Here is a 23,935-nt window from a genome sequence, read left to right on the forward strand (position 1 = left end):
TTGATCAAAAAATATACTTGTCAAAATGGTGTACGAATCGTATTAGAAAACATCCCAACTGTTCGATCAGTTGCTATAGGTGTCTGGATTGGGACGGGGTCACGTAATGAAAACCCGGAGATCAACGGAATTTCACATTTTCTAGAGCATATGTTTTTCAAAGGTACGAAAACAAGATCTGCGAGAGAAATTGCCGAGTCTTTTGATAGTATCGGTGGACAGGTAAATGCGTTCACATCAAAAGAATACACTTGTTATTATGCAAAGGTATTAGATGAGCATGCAAAATTTGCCCTAGATGTTCTTTCTGATATGTTTTTTAATTCTACTTTTGATGAAGAAGAATTAAAAAAAGAGAAAAATGTAGTTTTAGAAGAAATCAAAATGTATGAAGATACGCCCGATGATATCGTTCATGACTTATTAAGTAAAGCTAGCTATGAGAATCATCCATTAGGTTATCCAATTTTAGGTACGGAAGAAACTTTGGAAACTTTTAATGGGGATAAGCTTCGTCAATATATGAATGACATGTATAAACCAGATAATGTGGTCGTATCAATTGCTGGAAATATTAATGAAAATTTTATTTCAGAGGTTGAAGCTTACTTTGGTAGCTATTCTGGAAATCAAACGAAACATGAATTACAAAAACCTTCTTTTCATACAAATAAAATTACACGTAAAAAAGACACAGAACAAGCACACCTTTGCCTTGGTTTCAATGGCTTACAAATCGGGGATAAAGATGTCTATGACTTAATTGTGTTAAATAATATTCTTGGCGGTAGTATGAGTAGCCGTTTGTTCCAAGAAGTACGTGAGAAAAGAGGCCTTGCTTATTCTATATTCTCCTATCATTCATCTTATAAGGATACCGGTATGGTTACCATCTACGGGGGAACAGGAAGTAAACAACTTAATGTGTTATTTGAAACGATACAGGACACATTAGCTAAACTTAAAGCAGACGGTATTACCGAGAAAGAATTAAAAAACAGCAAAGAGCAAATGAAGGGTAGCCTTATGCTTGGTCTGGAAAGTACAAACAGCAGGATGAGTCGAAACGGGAAAAACGAATTATTATTAAAGGAACATAAGAATCTTGATCAAATTATAGACGAAATTAATGCAGTCAATGAGGATAGTGTGAATGCTATGGGAAAACGAGTTTTCACCGATGATTTTTCACTGGCGTTAATTAGTCCAACAGATGATTTACCATTAAAGCTTTCAAACTGATTTTGCTTCTAAAAAAATGGACTACTCCATAAACTGTATTAAGGACAGTGAAGGGGTGGTCTTTTTTGAGACTTAGTGAATTAAGTGGGAAAGAAATTGTCGATGTCAAACGTGCTGAGAGACTAGGTGTATTGGGTCAAACTGATTTAGAAATCGATGAAAGAACAGGTCAAATTAAAGCTCTTATTATTCCTTCTTTAAAATGGTTTGGTTTAAAAAAGCAAGGAAATGAAGTTCGAGTGTCTTGGCAGCATATTCGTAAAATCGGTACAGATATGATTATCATTGATATTCCAGATGAATATGGCTCAGAGGAAAATGAATAAAGAACAAATTAGCCCCACGGAAAATTTCCGTGGGTTTTTTTATTTTTGATAAAAATATTATTCTAAGCAAATTTTATCTTGTTCATTCACCTATTTCAGCAATGCCTCATAGTATGGTGGAGTAGATAAAATTATGGTGATTTTATTAAAGGTTTGGGGAGTCATCCCTCAAAAACTATAGGAAGAAGTTGAAGACCTGATGTGAGGCTTTTACTAACAAACTCACATTCATCCGAGTTTCATTTTTGGTAAAAGAAGGTGATAAAACGTATGTTAACCGATATGCATGTAGCAATCATTGGTGGAGATGCACGACAGTTAGAAGTGATTCGTAAACTAATTGAATTAGATGCAAGGCTTTCTTTAATTGGATTTGATCAATTAGATCACGGCTTTACTGGAGCTTCAAAAGAACGATTGGACGAAATCGACTTTAGAGATATAGATGCAATTATTTTACCAGTATCCGGAACAAACAGTGAAGGCGAAGTTGAAACGATTTTTTCAAATGAAACGGTCGTACTAACAGAAGAAATCCTTTCACAAACACCTGAGCACTGTGTCGTATATTCGGGAATTAGCAATTCGTATTTAGATGGAATCATTAATGCAACAAACCGAAATTTAGTACGTTTATTTGAAAGAGATGATGTGGCAATCTATAATTCCATTCCAACTGTTGAAGGTACAATCATGATGGTCATCCAACATACAGATATAACGATTCATAATTCAAATGTTGCGGTACTTGGACTTGGAAGAGTAGGAATGAGTGTGGCAAGAAGCTTTGCTGCATTAGGGGCACATGTAAAAGTAGGTGCCAGAAAAACAGAGCATATTGCGAGAATTTCTGAAATGGGTTTAACACCATTTCAGCTCTCTAATCTTTCTGAAGAGATTAAAGATATTGATGTTTGTATTAACACTGTCCCAAAATTAATTGTCACAGCAAATGTAATCTCAAAAATGCCTGCTCACACATTGATTGTTGATTTAGCCTCCAAACCAGGAGGGACTGATTTTAGATATGCAGAAAAAAGAGGTATTAAAGCATTATTAGCACCTGGCTTACCTGGTATTGTTGCACCTAAAACTGCCGGGCAAATCGTTGCGAATGTCTTATCTCAACTACTTCTTGAGTTATTACAACAAAGAGAGGAGAACGTATAATATGACTTCATTAAAAGGGAAAAGAATTGGATTTGGTTTAACGGGATCGCATTGTACGTATGATGCAGTATTTCCTGAAATTATAAGACTTGTAGATGAGGGGGCAGAAGTATTACCAGTCGTCTCTTGGACTGTTCAGTCGACCAATACACGTTTTGGGGAAGGTGCAGATTGGATTGAAAGAATTGAAAAAGCCACTGGTAATAAAGTGATTGATTCAATTGTAAAAGCAGAACCATTAGGACCTAAAATTCCTCTTGATTGCATGGTAATTGCACCGCTCACAGGGAATTCCATGAGTAAATTTGCAAACGCGTTAACAGATTCTCCTGTTCTAATGGCTGCGAAAGCCACATTGCGTAATCAAAGCCCAGTTGTTTTAGGAATTTCTACAAATGATGCTTTAGGCTTAAATGGTATTAACTTAATGAGACTAATGGCAACAAAAAATATTTATTTTATCCCATATGGTCAGGATGCACCAACGAAGAAACCTAATTCAATGGTTGCTCGTATGACCATGCTTCGCGACACTGTTGCAGCCGCAATTGAAGGAAAACAATTACAGCCAGTCATTGTTGAAAGGTTCCGTGACGACGAAAATTAATGAAATTTTCATACTAAAGGGGAAAGAATGAAAATTCTTCTCTCCTTTAGTACTTGTATGTGGTAAAATATAAATCATTAAACGTAAATTAGACGTTCTAGTAATACTAGGAAGGGGAATATCAAATGACAGTAGAAAAAGAATTACATGTTGCAGTTGTAGGTGCTACAGGTGCAGTAGGCATGCAAATGATTAAAACACTTGAAGAAACGAATTTTCCATTAACAAAACTAACTTTATTATCATCAGAACGTTCTGCTGGTAAAAAGATTACGTATAAGGGTAAAGAAGTAACTGTTGAGGTTGCAACACCAGAAAATTTCGAAGGTGTTGATATTGCTTTATTTAGTGCCGGTGGGGGCGTATCGAAAGAATTAGCTCCAGAAGCAGTAAAACGTGGTGCGATTGTAGTAGATAACACAAGTGCATTTAGAATGGATGAAAGTGTACCTCTTATTGTTCCAGAGGTAAATGAAAACGACCTTCTTAATCACAATGGCATTATCGCAAATCCAAACTGTTCAACTATTCAAATGGTTGTAGCCTTAGAGCCAATTCGTAAAGCCTATGGTTTATCAAAGGTTATTGTTTCAACCTATCAAGCAGTTTCAGGTTCTGGTGTAGCTGCAATCTCAGAAATGAATGAGCAGACAAAGGATATAATTGAAGGAAAAGAAATTACTCCACAGATTTTACCTGTAAAAGGTGACAATAAGCATTACCAAATCGCCTTTAATGCAATTCCACAAATCGATAAATTCGAAGATAATGGTTTCACTTTTGAAGAAATGAAAATGATAAATGAAACGAAGAAGATTATGCATTTACCGGATCTTCATGTTGCTGCAACCTGTGTTCGTTTACCGGTTGAAACTGGACATTCTGAATCTGTTTATTTTGAAACGGCTCAAAGTGGAGTTTCTGCACAGGAAGTTAAAGATTTATTAGCATCTGCACCAGGAATTGTATTAGAGGATAATCCGGCAGAGCAAGTATATCCAATGCCAATTCATGCAGTCGGTAAAAAAGATGTTTTCGTAGGAAGAATCAGAAAAGACTTAGACCAAGATAATGGATTCCACATGTGGGTAGTATCTGACAACCTGTTAAAAGGTGCTGCATGGAACTCCGTACAAATTGCAGGCAGTCTATTAAAGCTAGGCTTAGTTGCAAAATAATCGTTTCAACCAAACATGAGGTGGTTTCATGAATATCGTTGTACAAAAATTTGGCGGAACCTCAGTTCGAGATGAAGAATCTCGAGAAAGAGCAAGAACACATATTGAAAGTGCTGTGTCAGACGGATATAAAGTAGTTGTCGTTGTTTCAGCTATGGGGCGCATGGGTGACCCTTATGCAACAGATACACTATTAAGCCTAGTGGGGGATCAAAACTCTAAGCTTAGCAATAGGGAAATGGATATGCTAGTATCCTGCGGTGAGATTATTTCCAGTGTTGTTTTCACAAATATGATAAATAAGTCCGGAATCACTGCAGCTGCCTTAAACGGTGGTCAGGCTGGATTCCGTACAAATAATGATCATTCAAATGCTAGAATTACTGAAATGAAGTGCGATAGATTACTCCAAACTCTTGAGGACCATGATGTTGTAGTAGTCACTGGTTTTCAAGGCATCTCTAAAATTGGAGATATTACAACCCTAGGTAGAGGTGGTAGTGATACATCTGCAGCTGCTCTTGGTGTTGCTCTTCAAGCTGAATGGATTGATATTTTTACAGATGTAGAAGGTGTCATGACTGCTGACCCTCGCATTGTGGGAGATGCAAAGCCGTTATCTGTAGTCACATATAATGAAATTGTAAACATGGCATATCAGGGGGCTAAAGTCATTCATCCACGTGCGGTTGAAATTGCGATGGAGGCAAAGGTACCGATTAGGGTGCGTTCAACTTACAGTGATGCGCCAGGTACACTTGTGACAACAATTGAAAAACGCAAGAATGTCGAGGTCAAGGAAAGATTAATCACGGGGATTGCTCATGTGACAAATGTTACGCAATTAAAGGTTCAAGCCAAAAAAGGCCAATACAATCTTCAAACAGAAGTATTTAAGGCCATGGCAAATGAAAAAATTAGTGTAGATTTCTTTAATATCACGCCAAATGGAGTGGTCTATACCGTTTCAGGGGAAATGACGACACGTGCTGTAAATAAACTGAAAGAAATGGGATATGAACCCGTAGTAACTGAAAAATGTGCAAAGGTTGCAACCGTTGGAGCCGGAATGAACGGAGTTCCTGGAGTAACTGCTCGTATTGTAACTGCACTTTCGGAAAAAGGAATTCAAATCCTACAATCTGCAGATAGTCTTTCAACGATTTGGGTCCTAGTAAAAGAATCCGAAATGAAGGAAGCGATTAATGCTCTTCATAAGGCATTCCATTTATCCGATGGACCTGTTGGGGCAGAAGTGGTAGACTATTAAATGGATGTGTAAGGGAGCCGCTGTAAAGAGGTGTCCCTTTCTTCATCAATATAGATAATTTTAAAAATATTATGGAGCAAGCCTAGGTGCTTTTTTATAGAAATGCCGGGCGTAATTGATGGGAGTAGGTGTAAAAGCATGATTGATTTTGGAAGAATCTCTACGGCGATGGTGACACCATTTGATAATAAAGGAAACATTGATTTCGGTAAAACAACTCAGTTGATTAATTATTTATTAAGCAATGGTACAGAATCACTGGTTGTAGCAGGGACAACAGGTGAATCTCCCACATTATCATCTGAGGAAAAAGTGGCGCTTTTTCGTCATGTTGTAAAAGTAGTTGATAGTCGAGTACCGGTCATTGCAGGAACGGGGAGTAATAATACGTACGCATCAATAGAGCTTACTAAAAAAGCAGAAGAAGCTGGTGTTGACGGAATTATGCTTGTAGTACCGTACTATAACAAGCCAAATCAAGAAGGTCTTTATCAGCATTTTAAAACAATTGCTGAAAGTACAAATCTACCGGTAATGCTATATAATATTCCGGGAAGATCGGTTATTAATATGTCAGTTGAAACCATTATTAAATTATCTAAGATTTCCAATATCGTTGCTGTAAAAGAAGCGAGCGGAAGCTTAGAGGCTATGACGGAAATCGTTGCAAATACCGATGAAAACTTCGAAGTTTACAGTGGAGATGATGGCATTACAATACCAGCACTTTCAATTGGTGCAAAAGGTGTTGTGTCGGTTGCTTCCCATGTAATTGGCAATGAAATGCAGCAAATGGTGAAAGCATTTTTAGCGGGGAATATTTCGGAAGCCGCTAGCATGCATCAGAAGCTATTACCAATCATGAAGGGATTATTTACTGCTCCAAATCCTGTACCTGTAAAAACAGCTCTTCAAATAAAGGGACTAGATGTTGGTTCTGTTCGCTTGCCGCTTGTTCCGTTAAACGAGCAAGAACGAATTCAATTATCAAATTTAATTTCAAATTAATAGCGCAAATATTAAAAAGTCAATCATACGGTTGACTTTTTTTCTTTCGCCCATATTACCATATTATAGAATGAAAAGGGGGCATGTGTTTATACTAAAGGGTAAACGGGTTGAAAGGAGATTACGATGAGTAATAATCAATACATAAATGAAGAACAACCACAAGGGGATCAAGATAAAAACGAATCAAAGAATTCATCATTAGTAGAAAAAATACAACAATTAGGGCAAACGAATGTGCCCCAAATGTCAAATGACAGTAAAATTCATTGTCTGACAATTGTTGGCCAAATAGAAGGTCATATTCAATTGCCACCGCAAAATAAAACGACTAAATACGAACATGTGATACCGCAAATCGTGGCGATTGAACAAAATCCCAAAATTGAAGGTCTACTCGTTGTTTTAAATACAGTTGGAGGAGATGTAGAGGCAGGACTTGCCATTTCTGAAATGCTTGCATCACTCTCTAAACCAACTGTTTCGATTGTTTTAGGAGGGGGACATTCGATTGGTGTACCAATTGCCGTGGCCTGCGATTATTCTTTTGTAGCTGAAACGGCTACAATGACAATTCATCCGGTTAGACTGACAGGTCTTGTTATTGGAGTGCCGGCAACGTTTGAATATCTTGATAAAATGCAGGAACGTGTTGTAAATTTTGTCACGAGTCATTCAAATATTTCTGAAGAAAAATTCAAGGAATTGATGTTTTCAAAAGGCAATTTAACAAGAGATATCGGGACGAATGTCATTGGTTCGGACGCAGTTGAATATGGACTTATTGATGAGATTGGTGGGATTGGTCAAGCAATAAAAAAGTTAAATGAGTTAATTGATGAGAACAATTTATCTGATGAAAGTGAGCAGATGATTCAATGATTTTATATACGATGATGCCACATGAGCTAATTTACCCACAGACAGAAATGGAAAATAGCAATTTGAAATATATCGATGTAAATGGTGTTTCATTAGCTGTTAGCGACTCCCAAGATGGTGAATACACAATTGAAAGAGTCATGAGCACAGATCCTCAGCACTTTCTTGATGGAAGATATTCACCTGGACAGAAAATAAGACTTTGAGACAATTTGGTTTAAACTTATTCATTATAAAGTTAAAGCCTCCGGCGGAGACATGCGATTTTCAAGGAAACTTTTCGAGCTTGCTCGAAAAAATCTGGGCGCAAATGCGCCTTAGCGCATTTGATTGTGCTATAATTTAATTAGATTTTCATTACATAGGCAGCCATAATATGGCTGCTTTCCTTTATTGATAGGTAGAGTAGGTGTAGTATGGCAAAACGAAAACGTAGACAGTCGAAGCGAAAAGATGAATGGAAAAAAACACTTAAATTTGAATTGCTAGGATTATTATTGCTAGCTTTGGCATGTATAGGGTTAGCTAGACTTGGAACAGTGGGGACGAGCCTAGTCTATTTATTTCGATTTTTCCTTGGAAATTGGGACATTCTTGGATTAATCGGGCTATTGCTCGTTTCACTTTATATCATTTGGAACCGCACATGGCCAAGAATCATTACTAGGCAATTAATTGGAGTCTATTTAATTATTTGCGCTATGTTGCTATTAAGTCATATTCCATTATTTAATTTGCAAACCAATGAAGGTAAATTCACTGACCCTAGTGTAATCAAAAATACTTGGAGTATGTTTTGGGACGTTGTGAAAGGCAATACGAGTACGACAGATCTAGGCGGAGGAATGATCGGTTCGATCCTATTTGCTGCTTCGTATTTCTTATTTGATGAAACAGGAACAAAAATTATTTCCGTCTTTTTAATTGTAATTGGTGGTGTACTTGTTACCGGTAAATCGCTCCATGATACGATTGCGAAAATCTTTAGTCCTGCTGTTACATTTTGTAAGAATCAATGGATAGCATTTATAGATGATATAAGAAATTGGTCGCAGCAACGCAAAAATCAGCCTAAAAAAGAAAAACGAAAGAAAAAGAAAGAGACACAGGAACAAGAGGTTCATACTTCACAAGTAGACTCAATCGAAGAAGACCCTGTCGAGATCCCAATTGAGCCGATTATCTCGAACTTTGCAGATAAGGCATATACAAAAGAACACGAGATTCATCACGAAAAACATGGGCAAAAACATCAGACAAATGACGATGACCATGATGAAAAAATGCCAATCACCTTTACAGAAGGTGAAGTCGAAAATGTAGATTATGAATTACCACCAATTGAACTTCTTCATCCTCCAAAACAAACAAGTCAAAGTGCGGAGCATGAAAATATTTATGAAAATGCTAGAAAACTAGAAAAAACATTTCATAGCTTTGGTGTTAAGGCAAAGGTGACAAAAGTTCACCTCGGCCCAGCTGTGACAAAATATGAGGTCTACCCAGACGTTGGGGTAAAAGTAAGTAAAATCGTTAATTTAAGTGATGACTTGGCACTTGCATTAGCAGCAAAAGATATTCGGATTGAAGCCCCAATCCCCGGTAAATCAGCAGTTGGAATCGAGGTTCCTAATTCCGAAATTGCAGTTGTATCACTACGTGAGGTCCTAGAGGATAGTGAACCTCAGCGTTCGGATTCTAAGCTATTAATTGGGCTAGGCCGTGACATTTCGGGTGAGGCTAAATTTGCCGAGCTAAATAAAATGCCTCACTTATTAGTTGCTGGTGCTACCGGTAGTGGTAAGAGTGTATGTATTAATGGCATTATTACAAGTGTACTGATGAGGGCAAAACCTCATGAAGTGAAAATGATGATGATTGACCCAAAAATGGTTGAATTAAATGTGTATAACGGAATCCCACATTTATTAGCGCCGGTCGTGACGGATCCTAAAAAAGCATCACAAGCTCTTAAAAAAGTCGTTAATGAAATGGAACGTAGATATGAATTATTTGCACATACCCATACAAGAAATATCGAGGGCTACAATGAATATATTCGCCGTCATAATAGTGAGGAAGAGGCGAAACAGCCTACTATTCCATACATTATAGTGATTGTAGATGAGTTAGCAGATTTAATGATGGTAGCATCATCAGATGTTGAGGATTCTATTACACGTTTAGCACAGATGGCTCGTGCTGCTGGAATTCACTTAATTATCGCAACCCAACGACCTTCAGTAGATGTTATCACTGGGGTTATTAAAGCAAATATTCCATCACGAATTGCTTTTAGTGTTTCTTCACAAACAGATTCTAGGACAATCCTAGATATGGGTGGAGCAGAAAAGTTATTAGGACGTGGTGATATGCTCTTTTTACCTGTAGGAGCTTCAAAACCTGTCCGTGTACAGGGTGCGTTTTTATCAGATGATGAGGTTGAAGAGATCGTTAATTTTGTCATTTCTCAACAAAAAGCACAATATCAAGAAGAAATGATTCCGACGGATACGGTTGAAACGACTGAGGAAGTGGATGATGAATTATATGACGATGCTGTACAACTTGTAATCGAAATGCAAACAGCTTCCGTATCGATGCTTCAACGAAGATTTAGAATTGGATATACGAGAGCTGCTAGACTAATTGATGCGATGGAATTAAGAGGTGTAGTTGGTCCGTATGAGGGCAGCAAACCAAGGGTAGTTCTTGTTTCAGCCAAAAATGAAGATGTTGGCAGTTAATCTATTCAAACAAAGAAGGGCAAATGCTCTTCTTTTTTTTCGACAAATTACGCAATTCTTATTTATTTCTTTTAGAAAAAATGATATAGTTATTTCGGATTAATATCGGTCTAACATCAGAGGTCTGATGACTATACATAAAACTGGGGGAACTGAAGATGACTATCAAGTTAGATAATCGACCATTGTACTTGCAAGTGATAGACCATATCAGACTTGATATCGACAACGGAGTCTACAAAGAAAAGGAAAAACTACCATCGGAATTTCTCCTAGCAAAACAATTAGGTGTAAGTAGAGCAACATTAAGAGAAGCATTACGAATTCTTGAAGAAGAAAATGTCATTATTAGAAGACATGGCGTTGGAACCTTTGTTAATGCAAAACCTCTTTTTAATTCTGGAATTGAGCAAATAAGCAGTATTACAGATATGATCATACAAGCAGGGATGTCACCTGGAACTATTTTTTTATCAAAAACAGTAAAAGGACCAACTGACGGTGATATAAAGGGCTTTAGTTGTTTAGAAAATGAGGAAGTAACTGTGATTGAACGAGTGCGTACTGCCAATGGTGAGCCTGTTGTATATTGTATCGATAAAATACTAAGTAAAAATTTACCTTCAAGTTATTCACACGAAGAATCAATTTTTGAATTATTAGAGAAAAAAGCGGGAAGAAGAATTACGTATGCGGTGACTTATATAGAACCAATTGGGTATCACGAGACCATTTCCCCTATTTTAAATTGTGATCCGGAAACAGCTCTTTTACTTTTAAAACAAATGCATTATGACGAAAATGATGAACCTGTATTATTTTCACAAAATTATTTTAGAGCGGATAAATTTTCCTTCCATGTAGTTAGAAAACGTGTATTATAAGCTGGAAAAAATACACACTTTAAGGAGGTGAATAAGTAGTCCGTTACTTACAAATATTTAAAAGTAAGGATTTGTATTAATAAAAATTTTTTGGGGGTCATCTTATGTTTAAACAGAAAGCTGGTTTTGGTCTTGCATTTTTACTTGCAGCTGGAACATTGTTAGGTGCATGTGGAACTGCAGACGAAGAAGGAACAGGTAAAGGAAATGGCGAAGGTGCTGGCCTAAAAGTAGGTATGGTTACTGATGCTGGTACAATTGATGATAAATCATTTAACCAAGGTACATGGGAAGGAATTTTGGCTGCTAAAGACGAATATGGTATTCAAGAGAAATATCTCAGACCAGCTGGTGAAATCGAAGCAGAATATTTAAAAGAGATTGGGAATCTTTATGATGCTGGCTACAAGTTCATGTTAACACCTGGTTTTAAATTTGAAACGGCTATACATCAAGCACAATCAAAATACGAGGATGCGAAATTTGTCATTATTGATGGTTATCCGCATAAAGGTGATTTTGTAGAAGATATAGCTGATAACACTGTTGCTGTATTCTTTGCAGAGCACGAATCAGGTTTCTTAGCAGGTGTTGCTACGGCTCTTGAAATTAAAGACGGAGAAGCTGGATTTATTGGTGGTATGGAGATCCCAGCTGTACAAAAATTTAACTGGGGCTTCCAGCAAGGTGTAGCTTATGCAAATGAGAATTTAGGAACAAATCTAGGTCTTAAAGAACAAAACGTAGTTTACCAAGGTACGTTCACAGATTCTGCAGCTGGTGGACAAATTGCAGCTTCAATGTATGATCGCGGTGTGAAAGTAATCTTTGTCGCTGCTGGTGGTGTAGGTGTTGGAGCAATTAATGAAGGAAAAACTCGTGCAAGTAATGGTGAAGATGTTTGGGTTGTAGGTGTCGACGTTGACCAGTACGCTGATGGAATATATGATGAGGCGAACAATAAATCGGTTATCTTGACTTCTGCAATGAAGAAAATTAAACATGCGGCACAAGAACTAATCAAACAAGAGATTGATGGAACATTCCCTGGTGGAAAATTGATTACTTATGATGCAACAAATGATGGCGTTGGCCTTCCGGATGAGAATCCAAATTTAAGTGATGAAACTGTTAACACAGTAAAAGAAGTTTTTGAAAAGATTAAATCAGGTGAAATCAAAGTCTCTGCTGAAAAAGGGAACTTAATCAAGTAATACATTTGCTGATATAGAGACGGTTTCATCCGTCTCTTCTTTAATGTAAACGTAAGAAGTAGAGGTAACACATGTTTTGGGTGCGATTAGGGGACTCCTAAATAATAAGGAATTGAGGTCAAGAAAAAGGTGAGTGCTACTATGGAATATGTTGTGGAAATGCTGAATATCAGGAAAGAATTCCCAGGTATTGTAGCGAATGATAATATCACTCTTACTTTAAGAAAAGGTGAGATACACGCTCTACTTGGTGAAAATGGGGCAGGAAAATCCACGCTCATGGGTGTTTTATTTGGTATGTACCAGCCTGAGCAAGGAATGATTAAAGTAAATGGAGAACAGGTACATATTTCCAACCCTAATGTGGCAAATCGACTGGGGATTGGTATGGTACACCAACACTTTAAACTAGTCGATAATTTTACGGTTACTGAAAATATCATTTTAGGAAGTGAACCTTTAAAGGGTGGAGTTGTACTGGATGTAAATAGTGCTGCAAAGCGAATTGAAGAATTATCTAAGTATTATGGACTCAATGTTGACCCACATGCAAAAATAGAAGATATTTCGGTTGGCATGCAGCAACGGGTTGAGATAATGAAAATGCTTTTCCGAGAGGCTGATGTGCTTATTTTTGATGAGCCAACAGCTGTGTTAACACCAACTGAAATAGATGAATTAATGAAGATTATGAAGAATTTAATTAAAGAAGGAAAGTCCATCATCATCATTACACATAAATTGAAGGAAATTAAAGCTGTTGCAGATCGCTGTACAGTTATTCGTCGTGGTAAATACATAGGAACAGTGAACGTAGCTGAATCAAGTGAAGCAAGCTTAGCGGAGATGATGGTTGGCCGACATGTTTCCTTTAATGTAGATAAAGAAGAAAGTAAACCAGGTGAAGTGGTATTAGATATAGATTCCCTTTCTGTAAAAAATAATCGAAAGGTTATGGGATTAAAGAACTTTTCTCTAACTGTACGAAAAGGGGAAATTGTGGGTATTGCAGGCGTCGAAGGTAATGGTCAATCTGAGTTAGTAGAAGCCATCACTGGTCTTCGTAAAGCTGAGTCAGGAAAAATTATGTTAAACGGTGAGGATATAACTACACTACCTGTGCGTCAACGTATTGAAAAAGGAATTGCGCACATACCTGAGGATAGACAAAAACGAGGTCTTGTTTTAGATTACACTTTACAGTCCAACATGGTATTAGAGGTTTATAACAAACCACCGTTTGCAAAGCATGGCCTTTTAAATATATCTGCAATGAAAGAATATGCAAAGAAAATTTTAGAAAATTTTGATGTTCGGTCAGGCGAAGGGGAAACTTCCATTGCAAGAACCTTATCAGGAGGTAACCAGCAAAAAGCAATTGTTGGACGCGAGCTCGAATTAGATCCCGAATTGCTCGTAGCTGTTCAACCAACAAGAGGCCTTGATGTTGGTTCAATAGAGTATATCCATAAACGATTAATTGAGCACCGTGATAAAGGAAAAGCAGTACTTTTAATCTCGCTGGAACTTGATGAAGTATTGCAGCTATCTGACCGGATTGCCATCGTCAACAACGGCGAACTTATTGGCGTTGTTAATGCCTCTGAAACAAATGAAAATGAGGTTGGCCTCATGATGGCGGGTGTAGGTAAGGAGAGAAGTGTATGAGAACTACAATCATTTCATTAATTGCAGTCCTTTTTGGTCTAATCGCTGGCGGAATTTTGATGCTCTTTATCGGAAGCAATCCTTTTGAAGGGTATCTCTATTTGTTCCAAGGTGGTTTGAAAAACATTTCAAGAATTGGAGATACATTAGCAACAGCTACTCCATTAATATTTACTGGTTTATCAGTTGCCTTTGCTTTCCGTACAGGATTATTTAATATTGGGGCATCTGGTCAGATGTTAATCGGAGGTTTACTTGCAACTGCCGTCGGTTTAACATTTGAATGGTCAAGACCAATCCTTTTACTCGTTATGATTCTAGTAGGATTTCTTGGAGGAGCTCTTTGGGCATTTATTCCAGGTTTGCTTAAAGCAAGATTTAATGTACATGAAGTGGTTTCAACAATTATGATGAACTGGGTAGCTTATTGGACTGTATATTATGTCGTGCCAGGTTATTTTAAAGGTGAATTCCTTGAGACAGAATCAAGAAAATTACCAGATGAAGCAACATTAAGAGCACCTTTTTTAACAGAAATGTTCCAGGGCTCTTATATTAACTTAGGCTTATTTTTAGGTGTTATCGCTGTTATAGTCATTGGATTTATTATCAATAAAACAACGTTAGGGTTTGAATTAAAAGCGGTTGGTTTTAACCGTCATGCTGCAGAATATGCTGGGATGCGTGTAAACACTAATATTGTGCTATCGATGCTAATTTCCGGAGGTTTAGCTGGTCTTGCTGGAGTAGCAATGTACACAGGGAATGCAAGTACTATGCAAATTGGAAACCTACCATCTCAAGGTTTTGATGGTATTGCGGTAGCTCTATTAGGAGCAAATAGTCCAATTGGTGTCTTCTTTGCAGCAGTATTTTTCGGGATACTCTATTCTGGAACTGGATTTATGAATGCGATGACGGAAATTCCGCCGGAGATTGCAAATACTATTATTGCTATCATTATCTATTTCGCAGCTACGAGTATTTTAATTGAACGTTTAATAAATAAGTTCAAAAGACGTCGAACTGACAGCTCTTCTGTAAAAAAGGAGGAAGCGTAAAATGTGGGCTATAATTGAACAAATCTTTCCATATGCAATTGTTTTTACCATTCCTCTTCTAATAACAGCGCTTGGAGGCTTATTCAGCGAACGAAGTGGTGTCGTTAATATCGGTTTGGACGGTCTGATGATTTTTGGAGCTTTTGCAGGATCACTCACAATCCATTTTCTTCAAGGAACAATGTCAAATAATAATTTGGTATTATGGATTGGGTTAATAGTAGCGGCAATTGTTGGTATAATCTTTTCTCTATTACATGCATTCGCTAGTATCAACTTAAACGCCAACCAAATTATTAGTGGTACTGCAATCAATATGATTGCCGGTGCACTAACTGTTTTCTTAGCAAGAAATATAACTGGTAGTGGAAATATCCGTATTACAAGTGGTTTTTCGCCAACAGATATTCCTATACTTTCTTCTATTCCAGTTATTGGGGATTTGTTTTTTACAAAAACATATCCAACTACATGGTTTATTTTACTTGTTTTATTTATTAGTGCATTCGTATTATATAAAACAAAAACAGGACTACGCTTACGTTCTTGTGGCGAATTTCCTCAAGCAGCGGAGGCGGCTGGTGTTAATGTAAGACGTATTCGCTACCTTGGGGTCATGCTTTCCGGGGCATTTGCTGGTTTAGGTGGAGCAATTATCATTGTTACGTATGCAGGGGAATTCACTGGTAATGTTTCAGGATTAGGGTTCTTGGCGCTTGCTGCTTTAATCTTCGGACAATGGAAACCACTGGGTATTTTAGGTGCTACATTGTTCTTTGGTTTTGCAAGTACTGTTGCTAACGTTTCACAGGTTATCCCAGAGCTTGCTGTTGTTCCACCAATCCTTTTGAAGATTTTCCCTTATGTGGTAACTTTAATTGCATTGGTTCTATTCTCTAAATCTTCTCAAGCACCAAAGGCAGCTGGAGAACCATTTGATTCAGGGAAACGATAAGTTTATATTTATTAAAAGGAATGGCAGAGGTGTCATTCCTTTTTTAAACCGAAATTGGGAGGATAATGATGAGCAAAAAAGAAAAGTTTTGGGGGATTATCTGCCTTTTGTTAGTGCTTTTAGCTTATACCATTCCATATGTTTTTTTATCAGATGTGGCCGCATGGTATGGTAGCTTTCTGTTGTGGGTTGTTTTAGCTTTAGTGATTATCTTAATAAATTATATACTAACAAGAAACTGGAGGTGAGAATTGAATGAGTTCAACAATTGTTTGGTGGGGAATCGTTATTTATATCGTTGCTTCATTATATATCGCCTATTTATCAAGAAGCGAAAAGCAAGTAAATATGGAAGGCTACTTTTTAGGCAATCGAAAAATGAACGGTTTTGTTTCTGCTCTAAGCTATAGTGCGACCACTTATAGTGCTTTTATGATGGTCGGATTAGCGGGATTAACCTATCGTGGTGGTGTAGGTGCACTTGGTTTTGAAATAATTTATTTTATGGGAGTATCTCTTGTTGCTTTTTTTGGACCGCGTTTTTGGATTGTCGGAAAAAAGTACGGGTATGTGACGCCATCTGAGATGTTAGGAGATCGTTACGATGATAAAAGGGTAGCTGCGATTATCTCTATTTCAAGCTGTTTATTTCTAATTCCATATAGCGCTGTTCAGTTAGCAGGTGTTGGCTACTTACTAGAAGGAATGACTGATGGTGGGATTAGCTTTACGACCGGCGCAATTTTAGCAACTGTGTTGGCAATTGTTTTTACATATATTTCAGGTATTCGTTCAGTCATGTGGACGGATTCCTTACAAGCCTTAGTGATGATTATTTCGTCGACACTTGTGGTTATTGTACTTGTAAATGCGTTAGGTGGTTTTGGTAGCTTCTTCAATGAATTGCGGACAAGCCATCCAGATTCATTAACCGTTCCAGGAAATGGTTTTTTCAGTTTTCCAACCTTTTTATCATTAACCATTCCTTGGATTTTCTTTAGCCTTTCTAATCCGCAGGTAAGCCAGCGTTTATATATGCCTTCATCTTTAGGAAGTCTGCGAAAAATGTTAATGGGCTTCCTTGTGTTTGGCTTTGTTTACACAATTGTTTCTGTTATGTGGGGATATTCAGCACTTTTATTATTCCCAGGGCTTGAAAATCCCGATGTAGCAACACCAAGCCTGCTATCATCCAATCATGTTCCAGTAGCATTAGGTGTAATCGTAATGGTTTCAATAATGGCTGCTGCTATTTCCACGATTGATTCGATTTTATTAACCCTTTCCTCTCTTTTTGCAAGAGATGTGTATGGAATATCATCAAAAGGTAAGGACGAGCTGAAGCAATTAAAAATTGGAAAATTTGTTATTCCAATCATTGCAATTCTTGCTTACGGATTTGCAGAATTGCAATTAGATTTAATTGCAGTTCTTTCAGTTGCATCATCTGCAGGGTTAATTGTTGTAGTTCCTGCTATTATCGGTACATTTTTTTGGAAAAGAGGCACGGCAGCCGGGGTTATGTCGAGCGTTATCATAAGCGGAATTTTAGTGATTGTATTAGAAGCTATGAAATTAAAACCATTTGGGTATGGATCTGGTGTTTGGGGATTACTTCTTTCTATTGTGCTGTTTGTGGGGGTAAGTCTGGCAACAAGGCCTCCTGAAAAGAAAGCCAATGAGTTTTTATCCTATTTAAAAAGTGAGCTTGCAAAAAATCAATAAATGTATAAAAACAAACCAGCAAAGTTTCTGGTTTGTTTTTCTTTTTCAGGAAAACTTAGGTGCAAAACTTGAAATTATTGCTAATCTGAGGTTATAGTGTTTTTAAGATTAAATAAACGGCTTTAGTTGAAAAATAGCCATATAGGTTTTGGCTATGACCAAAAAAGGAGGCTATGTTTGGATGTTTTTATTGGATGATAAAGAGCATAAATTAAATGGGTTGACACTCCATACGATTAAAACAGATAAATTTAAAACCAATACCATTGTACTTAGAATGAAAGCCCCGCTTGAGGAGGAATATGTGACGCAAAGGGCATTGCTCCCATATGTCTTGCAAAGTGAAACACCTAGCTATCCCTCGACAACAAGTTTTCGTTCTTATTTAGATGAATTATATGGAGCAGCGCTTTATGTCGATTTAGCTAAAAAAGGTGAAAATCACATTATTTCTTTTTTTGTTGAAATTGCAAATGAACTATTTTTAAAAGACCAAACACCTTTACTTGATAAAGGAATTGCTTTGCTACAGGAGATGGTGCTTTCACCAATTTCAGAAAATGGGGCTTTTAAGAGTTCAATCGTTGAAAAAGAGAAACGTAGCCTTAGACAGAGAATTCAAGCTGTTAATGATGATAAAATGAGGTATTCGAATTTACGATTAGTTGAGGAAATGTGTAAAGATGAACCTTATCATCTCCACGTCAATGGAAGAATTGAAGACATTGATCGCATATCAGCTGAATCATTATATAAATATTATCAGAAAGTCCTGGCAGAAGACGAGATTGACCTTTATATTATTGGCAATATCGATCCTGAAAAGGTAAAGGATTCTGTTTCATCTACTTTTGTATTTACTGATCGAAGCAAGCGTGAACATACAGAAACTAAATCAAAACAGATTGAAAAAGCAAATGAGGTCATTGAAAAGCAAGATGTTAAACAAGGAAAGCTTAATATTGGCTACAGAACAAATATAACCTATAGTGATTCCGATTATGATGCCCTCCAAGTGTTTAATGGGATTTTCGGTGGGTTCTCGCATTCGAAATTGTTTATTAATGTACGTGAAAAAGAAAGCTTGGCCTATTATGCAGCTTCAAGAGTAGAAAGTCATAAGGGCTTATTAATGGTGATGTCTGGAATCGATGTAAATAATTATGACCGGGCTGTAACTATTATCAAGGAACAAATGCAAGCCATGATTGATGGTGATTTCACAGACGATATCATCGTTCAAACAAAAGCTGTTATTCGCAATCAACTACTTGAAACAATTGATACGTCTCGGGGAATTGCAGAGGTTTTATATCATAATGTTATTTCTCCAAAACCGAGAAAGCTCGAAGATTGGATTGCTGGAATTGAATCAGTAACGAAGGAGGAAGTAGTCAATGTTGCTAAGAAAATTGAACTTGATACTATCTACTTCCTTACAGGATTGGAGGCTGGTCAGTAATGGAAAAAATCACATTTGATCAACTTCAAGAAGTACTTTATCATGAAAAGCTTGAAAATGGCCTAAATGTTTATATCCTTCCAAAAAAGGGATTTAATAAAACGTACGCTACGTTTACAACGAATTATGGATCTGTGGATAATCAATTTGTACCATTAGGCAAGGATGATTTCGTTCATGTACCTGATGGGATTGCGCATTTTTTAGAGCATAAGCTTTTTGAAAAAGAAGACGGTGATGTATTTCAGGATTTTAGTAAACAGGGTGCATCAGCAAATGCGTTTACTTCATTTACAAGGACTGCCTATCTTTTTTCAAGTACCTCCAATGTAGAATTGAATCTTAAAACATTGATTGACTTTGTTCAAAGTCCTTATTTTACCGAAAAGACAGTGGAAAAAGAAAAAGGGATCATTGGTCAAGAAATTACGATGTACGATGACAATCCTGATTGGAGACTGTATTTCGGTGTCATTGAAAATATGTATAAAAATCATCCTGTTCGAATCGACATCGCAGGAACGATTGATTCCATCGCCAAAATAACAAAGGATATGCTATACGAATGCTACGAAACCTTCTATCATCCGAGCAATATGGTATTATTTGTTGTGGGACCGATTGATCCGGAAAAAATAATGGAGCAAATACGTTCAAACCAAGCACAAAAGGACTATCAAGATCAGCCAGAAGTCAAACGCCATTTTGAAGATGAACCAATCGAAGTAAATGAAAAGAAGAAAGTTCTTGAAATGAATGTTCAATCCTCAAAATGTATGGTAGGGGTAAAAGCCTTAAACCCGACACGTAAAGGCGATGAATTGCTGAAACAAGAATTGTCAATGACAATCATTCTAGATTGGCTATTTGGAAAAAGCTCAAAGCATTATCAGGCACTTTATGATGAAGGCTTAATTGATGATACTTTTACGTATGATTATACGGAAGAACAAGGTTTTGGTTTTGCCATTGTTGGTGGAGACACTTCTAACCCTGATGAATTATCATCTAAAGTAAGAAATATTATGCTTTCAAGTAAAAACCAAGGGATTACGTCAGAAGAATTAGAGCGTGTGAAAAAGAAAAAGATTGGGGCATTTTTACGCTCACTAAATTCACCCGATTATATTGCAAATCAATTTACAAGGTATGCATTTAATGATATGAATTTATTCGATGTTGTTCCAATGATGGAAAGTCTAACAGTAGACAATATTACAAACACTGTGAATGAATTCTTTGATGAAATTCGAATGACAGAGTGTCAAGTCATACCTAAAAATACTTAAGACAAGAAAGCATCCTTTTGTAAAAGGGTGCTTTTTTAAGGGGAAATGAACATGAAAAAATACGCATTAATCACAGGGGCGAGCGGAGGAATAGGAAGCGCCATTGCTAAAGAAATTGCTACACTTGGCTATTCGTTATACCTTCACTACAATGAAAACGAACTGGCTATAAAAAAGATAGTCGAAGAATTAGCTATTGAAGGTGTGGAAACATACCTAATTAAGGCTGATTTAAGTCTGCCAAGTGGTGTAGAAAAAGTAGTCAACCAAATCCAACATCCAATTGATACTATCGTCCATAATTCCGGTAAAAGTGTGTTTGGGCTTATGACAGATTTTGATAAAAAGACAGTAGAAGAAATGGTACAACTTCACGTGAATACCCCTTATCTTTTAACAAAAGAATTGCTACCAACTATGATTACAAGGAAAAAGGGAAATATCATCGTCATTTCCTCGATTTGGGGAATCACGGGTGCTTCCTGTGAAGTACTCTATTCGATGGTAAAAGGAGGGCAAATTTCGTTTGTTAAAGCTTTAGCTAAGGAAGTTGCACTTAGTGGAATTAGAGTTAATGCTGTGGCACCAGGTGCGATAAATACAAACATGCTTAAGGAATTTGACCCAGAAGATATTAAAGGTATTAGCGAAGAAATTCCAATGGGGAGAATTGGAGAGCCAAATGAGGTCGCTAATGCCGTTGCATTTTTACTTTCTAATAAAGCTTCTTATATTACAGGACAAGTGTTGTCTGTAAATGGTGGTTGGCATTGTTAACTTGATTTTTTACGAATAAATTATATTACAATCGACAAACTAACATTGTAATAACCTAATAAGGAGGGTCACTTATGTCAGTACTAGACAATTTCGAGGATTGGAAAAATTTTTTAGGTGATCGCTTGCAGCATGCTAAATCTGAAGGAATGGATCAAAATGTGATCAATGATATGGCTCATCAGCTAGGTGATTACCTTGCAAGTGAAGTAGAGCCGAAAAATGCTCAAGAAAAGGTATTACGAGACCTTTGGACCGTTGCATCTGAAGAAGAGCAACAAGCGATTGCTAACGTAATGGTAAAGCTTGTCCAATAGGTTAGGCAGTGTGTTTTAAAAACGAGAGAGGGACTTTCCTCTCTTTTTTATTTAATCCGCCATTTTTCTTGTACCCCTCTATAAAATGTGAATTGATTAGTTTATAATGAAAATGATGCATTATTTCATAATTGGAAATTATAACCACGGCGCGAGGGGCTGGGACATTTTGGAGAAAAAAGAATGGTATTTAGAATATGAAATTGCAAAAAATCGCCCGGGACTTCTTGGTGATATTTCTTCATTATTGGGAATGCTTTCGATAAATATTGTTACAATAAATGGTGTAGACGATCGTAGAAGGGGAATGCTTTTATTAAGTGAAGGTAATGAGCAAATTGAAAGATTGGAATCAATCTTACATACAATGGATACGATAACCGTTACAAAGCTTAGAGAACCAAAGCTTCGTGATAAACTGGCGGTAAGACACGGACGGTATATTCAGCGCGATGCAGATGATAAAAAAACATTCCGGTTTACTCGCGATGAATTAGGACTTCTTGTTGATTTCATGGCTGAGCTTTTTAAGCAGGAGGGCCATAAGCTTATTGGAATTCGTGGGATGCCAAGAGTGGGGAAGACAGAATCAGTTGTTGCTGCTAGTGTTTGTGCGCATAAAAAATGGTTGTTTGTATCTTCGACTTTATTAAAACAAACAATGAGAAATGAATTGATTCATGATGAGTACAATGTAGATAATCTTTTTATTATCGATGGCATTGTCTCAACTAAGCGTGCGACAGAAAGACATTTACAGCTTGTAAGAGAGATCATGAGACTTCCTGCTGTTAAATTAGTGGAGCATCCTGATATGTTTGTACGTCATACCGAATATACATTGAAAGATTTTGATTATATCATTGAACTTCGAAACGATCCTGAAGAAGAAATTACATATGATATCGAATACCAACAGTTTTCCAAGTCTGATTTTTCTGGTTTTGATTTTTAATTTTGTGTAAATAAAATAGTTAAGCCTTTACTGATAAGAATAAAAATGCTAGTATTATGAACGCGAATACGCCAAAAGGTATCTCGAGATTTGGTAGGTGAAAAAATGACTGAATTAGGATCGCGACTTAAAGAAGCGAGAGAACAAAAAGATTTAAGCTTGGATGATTTACAGCAAATTACTAAAATCCAAAAAAGGTATTTGGTTGGCATTGAAGAGGGAAATTATTCTGTAATGCCTGGTAAATTCTATGTCCGTGCATTCATTAAGCAATATGCTGAAGCAGTCGGGCTAAATCCTGAAGAATTATTTGAGGATTTTAAGTCAGAAATTCCGGGTACATATAATGATGAAATTCCTGAACAAATTTCTAGAGTACAATCGAGAAGACAAATTTCTACGACAGGTTCGAAAATCATAGATAAAGTACCAATGATTATATTGGTTCTTTTCCTTCTTGGTGGTGCAATGACAATCTATTGGTTTGTATCCAATAAGGATGTTGTCAAGGGACCGGACAAACAAACAGAGAGTCAGGAAACAGAATATGATCAATCAAATGAGCCGCCTCCCGTTCAAGATGAACAAAAAGAGGAACCAAAAGAAGAGGAACAGGTAGCTGGTGAAACGGATAATACTCCTGCTGAAGAAGAGGAACCTGTACAAGAGACTCCAACTCAGGAAATAGTTGAAATTGAAAAGTTGACGAGCACCGCAACCTATGAGTTGAAAAATTCGGATTCATTTAAGGTTAAACTTACTGCGACTGATGCTGGTCAATCATGGGTGACACTTCAAAATCGCCAAAATGAAAGATTTATTTACGAAACAATCGCAAACGGTGCAATTAAAGAGGTTGATTTGACAAATCAGACTGAAGTGATTTTAACGGTTGGAAGGTCTTCAGATCTTCAAGTAGAAATCAACGGAGAGCCTTTTACGTATCCATTTGATACCGGCCAAATCGTTCGTCAAATTATTACGATTAAGTTCACGCCTGGAACTCAGGAATAACAAAAGTCATCATTATGATGGCTTTTTGTTTCGTGTAAGTGGTATTATCACTATTATAAGTATTTTTTAACTTTATTCTGCAGAAGTCCCATGTCTTTTGCAGTATAAAGTTATAGCCTCCGGCGGATGCCACGATTTTTCAAAGGAAATTTTTCGAGCAGTAAGGATCAAAGACTAAAAACGC

General features: G+C 37.0%; 23 protein-coding genes. All 23 read left to right on the forward strand.

Annotated elements, in window-relative coordinates; translation table 11 throughout:
- The 23 genes from V7112_RS02250 (at position 1) to V7112_RS02360 (ending at position 23,751) form a co-directional block, all read left to right on the forward strand.
- The gene (locus V7112_RS02250; RefSeq protein WP_335414755.1) at positions 1-1,242 is read left to right on the forward strand and encodes a M16 family metallopeptidase; all 1,242 of its coding nucleotides are present in this window, start codon (positions 1-3) and stop codon (positions 1,240-1,242) included.
- Between the two features lie 65 nt (positions 1,243-1,307).
- The gene (locus tag V7112_RS02255; protein ID WP_335414758.1) at positions 1,308-1,568 is read left to right on the forward strand and encodes a YlmC/YmxH family sporulation protein; all 261 of its coding nucleotides are present in this window, start codon (positions 1,308-1,310) and stop codon (positions 1,566-1,568) included.
- 270 nt (positions 1,569-1,838) lie between these two features.
- Complete coding sequence (dpaA, locus tag V7112_RS02260) at positions 1,839-2,738, forward strand: dipicolinic acid synthetase subunit A (RefSeq protein WP_335414760.1); 900 nt, start codon at positions 1,839-1,841, stop codon at positions 2,736-2,738.
- A 1-nt stretch (position 2,739) separates the two neighbouring features.
- Positions 2,740-3,345: a dipicolinate synthase subunit B gene (gene dpaB, locus V7112_RS02265; protein WP_335414764.1), complete on the forward strand. Its 606-nt coding sequence runs from the start codon at positions 2,740-2,742 to the stop codon at positions 3,343-3,345.
- A 125-nt stretch (positions 3,346-3,470) separates the two neighbouring features.
- The gene (asd, locus tag V7112_RS02270; RefSeq protein ID WP_335414767.1) at positions 3,471-4,523 is read left to right on the forward strand and encodes an aspartate-semialdehyde dehydrogenase; all 1,053 of its coding nucleotides are present in this window, start codon (positions 3,471-3,473) and stop codon (positions 4,521-4,523) included.
- Between the two features lie 28 nt (positions 4,524-4,551).
- Positions 4,552-5,793: an aspartate kinase gene (gene dapG / locus V7112_RS02275; RefSeq protein ID WP_335414770.1), complete on the forward strand. Its 1,242-nt coding sequence runs from the start codon at positions 4,552-4,554 to the stop codon at positions 5,791-5,793.
- A gap of 138 nt (positions 5,794-5,931) precedes the next feature.
- Entirely contained in the window at positions 5,932-6,801 is an 870-nt protein-coding gene (gene dapA / locus V7112_RS02280) for a 4-hydroxy-tetrahydrodipicolinate synthase (protein ID WP_335414774.1), read from the forward strand.
- A 126-nt stretch (positions 6,802-6,927) separates the two neighbouring features.
- Positions 6,928-7,683, forward strand: a complete 756-nt coding sequence (locus V7112_RS02285) for a ClpP family protease (RefSeq protein ID WP_335414776.1) — start codon at positions 6,928-6,930, stop codon at positions 7,681-7,683.
- Positions 7,680-7,889 carry a YlzJ-like family protein gene (locus V7112_RS02290; protein ID WP_335414779.1) on the forward strand — a complete coding sequence of 70 codons (210 nt, stop codon included), beginning with the start codon at positions 7,680-7,682 and terminating at the stop codon, positions 7,887-7,889. The genes V7112_RS02285 and V7112_RS02290 overlap by 4 nt, the downstream gene beginning before the upstream one ends.
- Positions 7,890-8,099: 210 nt before the next feature.
- Positions 8,100-10,430, forward strand: coding sequence for a DNA translocase FtsK (locus tag V7112_RS02295; protein ID WP_335414782.1), 2,331 nt, complete (start codon positions 8,100-8,102; stop codon positions 10,428-10,430).
- 158 nt (positions 10,431-10,588) lie between these two features.
- The gene (locus V7112_RS02300) at positions 10,589-11,314 is read left to right on the forward strand and encodes a GntR family transcriptional regulator (RefSeq protein WP_335414785.1); all 726 of its coding nucleotides are present in this window, start codon (positions 10,589-10,591) and stop codon (positions 11,312-11,314) included.
- Positions 11,315-11,418: 104 nt separating this feature from the next.
- A complete protein-coding gene (locus V7112_RS02305; protein ID WP_335414788.1) occupies positions 11,419-12,528 on the forward strand; it encodes a BMP family lipoprotein in 1,110 nt (369 codons plus the stop codon).
- A 141-nt stretch (positions 12,529-12,669) separates the two neighbouring features.
- Positions 12,670-14,196, forward strand: coding sequence for an ABC transporter ATP-binding protein (locus V7112_RS02310; RefSeq protein WP_335414791.1), 1,527 nt, complete (start codon positions 12,670-12,672; stop codon positions 14,194-14,196).
- Positions 14,193-15,257 carry an ABC transporter permease gene (locus V7112_RS02315; protein WP_335414795.1) on the forward strand — a complete coding sequence of 355 codons (1,065 nt, stop codon included), beginning with the start codon at positions 14,193-14,195 and terminating at the stop codon, positions 15,255-15,257. Before V7112_RS02310 ends, V7112_RS02315 begins: the two co-directional genes overlap by 4 nt.
- Position 15,258: 1 nt before the next feature.
- Complete coding sequence (locus tag V7112_RS02320; protein ID WP_335414798.1) at positions 15,259-16,212, forward strand: ABC transporter permease; 954 nt, start codon at positions 15,259-15,261, stop codon at positions 16,210-16,212.
- Positions 16,213-16,280: 68 nt separating this feature from the next.
- Positions 16,281-16,460, forward strand: a complete 180-nt coding sequence (locus V7112_RS02325) for a hypothetical protein (RefSeq protein WP_335414802.1) — start codon at positions 16,281-16,283, stop codon at positions 16,458-16,460.
- Between the two features lie 7 nt (positions 16,461-16,467).
- Positions 16,468-17,937 (forward strand): sodium:solute symporter family protein, encoded by a 1,470-nt coding sequence (locus tag V7112_RS02330; protein WP_335414805.1) that lies wholly within the window; start codon positions 16,468-16,470, stop codon positions 17,935-17,937.
- Between the two features lie 181 nt (positions 17,938-18,118).
- Entirely contained in the window at positions 18,119-19,399 is a 1,281-nt protein-coding gene (gene yfmF / locus V7112_RS02335; RefSeq protein ID WP_335414808.1) for an EF-P 5-aminopentanol modification-associated protein YfmF, read from the forward strand.
- Positions 19,399-20,688: an EF-P 5-aminopentanol modification-associated protein YfmH gene (gene yfmH / locus V7112_RS02340; protein ID WP_335414813.1), complete on the forward strand. Its 1,290-nt coding sequence runs from the start codon at positions 19,399-19,401 to the stop codon at positions 20,686-20,688. The genes yfmF and yfmH overlap by 1 nt, the downstream gene beginning before the upstream one ends.
- A gap of 51 nt (positions 20,689-20,739) precedes the next feature.
- The gene (gene ymfI, locus V7112_RS02345) at positions 20,740-21,465 is read left to right on the forward strand and encodes an elongation factor P 5-aminopentanone reductase (protein WP_335414816.1); all 726 of its coding nucleotides are present in this window, start codon (positions 20,740-20,742) and stop codon (positions 21,463-21,465) included.
- Between the two features lie 74 nt (positions 21,466-21,539).
- On the forward strand, positions 21,540-21,782 hold the full coding sequence (locus V7112_RS02350) for a DUF3243 domain-containing protein (protein ID WP_136378404.1): 243 nt from the start codon (positions 21,540-21,542) through the stop codon (positions 21,780-21,782).
- A gap of 169 nt (positions 21,783-21,951) precedes the next feature.
- Complete coding sequence (locus tag V7112_RS02355) at positions 21,952-22,737, forward strand: DUF3388 domain-containing protein (RefSeq protein WP_335414822.1); 786 nt, start codon at positions 21,952-21,954, stop codon at positions 22,735-22,737.
- A gap of 105 nt (positions 22,738-22,842) precedes the next feature.
- On the forward strand, positions 22,843-23,751 hold the full coding sequence (locus V7112_RS02360) for a helix-turn-helix domain-containing protein (protein ID WP_335414825.1): 909 nt from the start codon (positions 22,843-22,845) through the stop codon (positions 23,749-23,751).
- Positions 23,752-23,935: the final 184 nt, after the last annotated feature.

The sequence above is a fragment of the Bacillus sp. JJ1566 genome, from assembly GCF_036962685.1.
Lineage (GTDB): Bacteria > Bacillota > Bacilli > Bacillales > Bacillaceae_L > Ferdinandcohnia.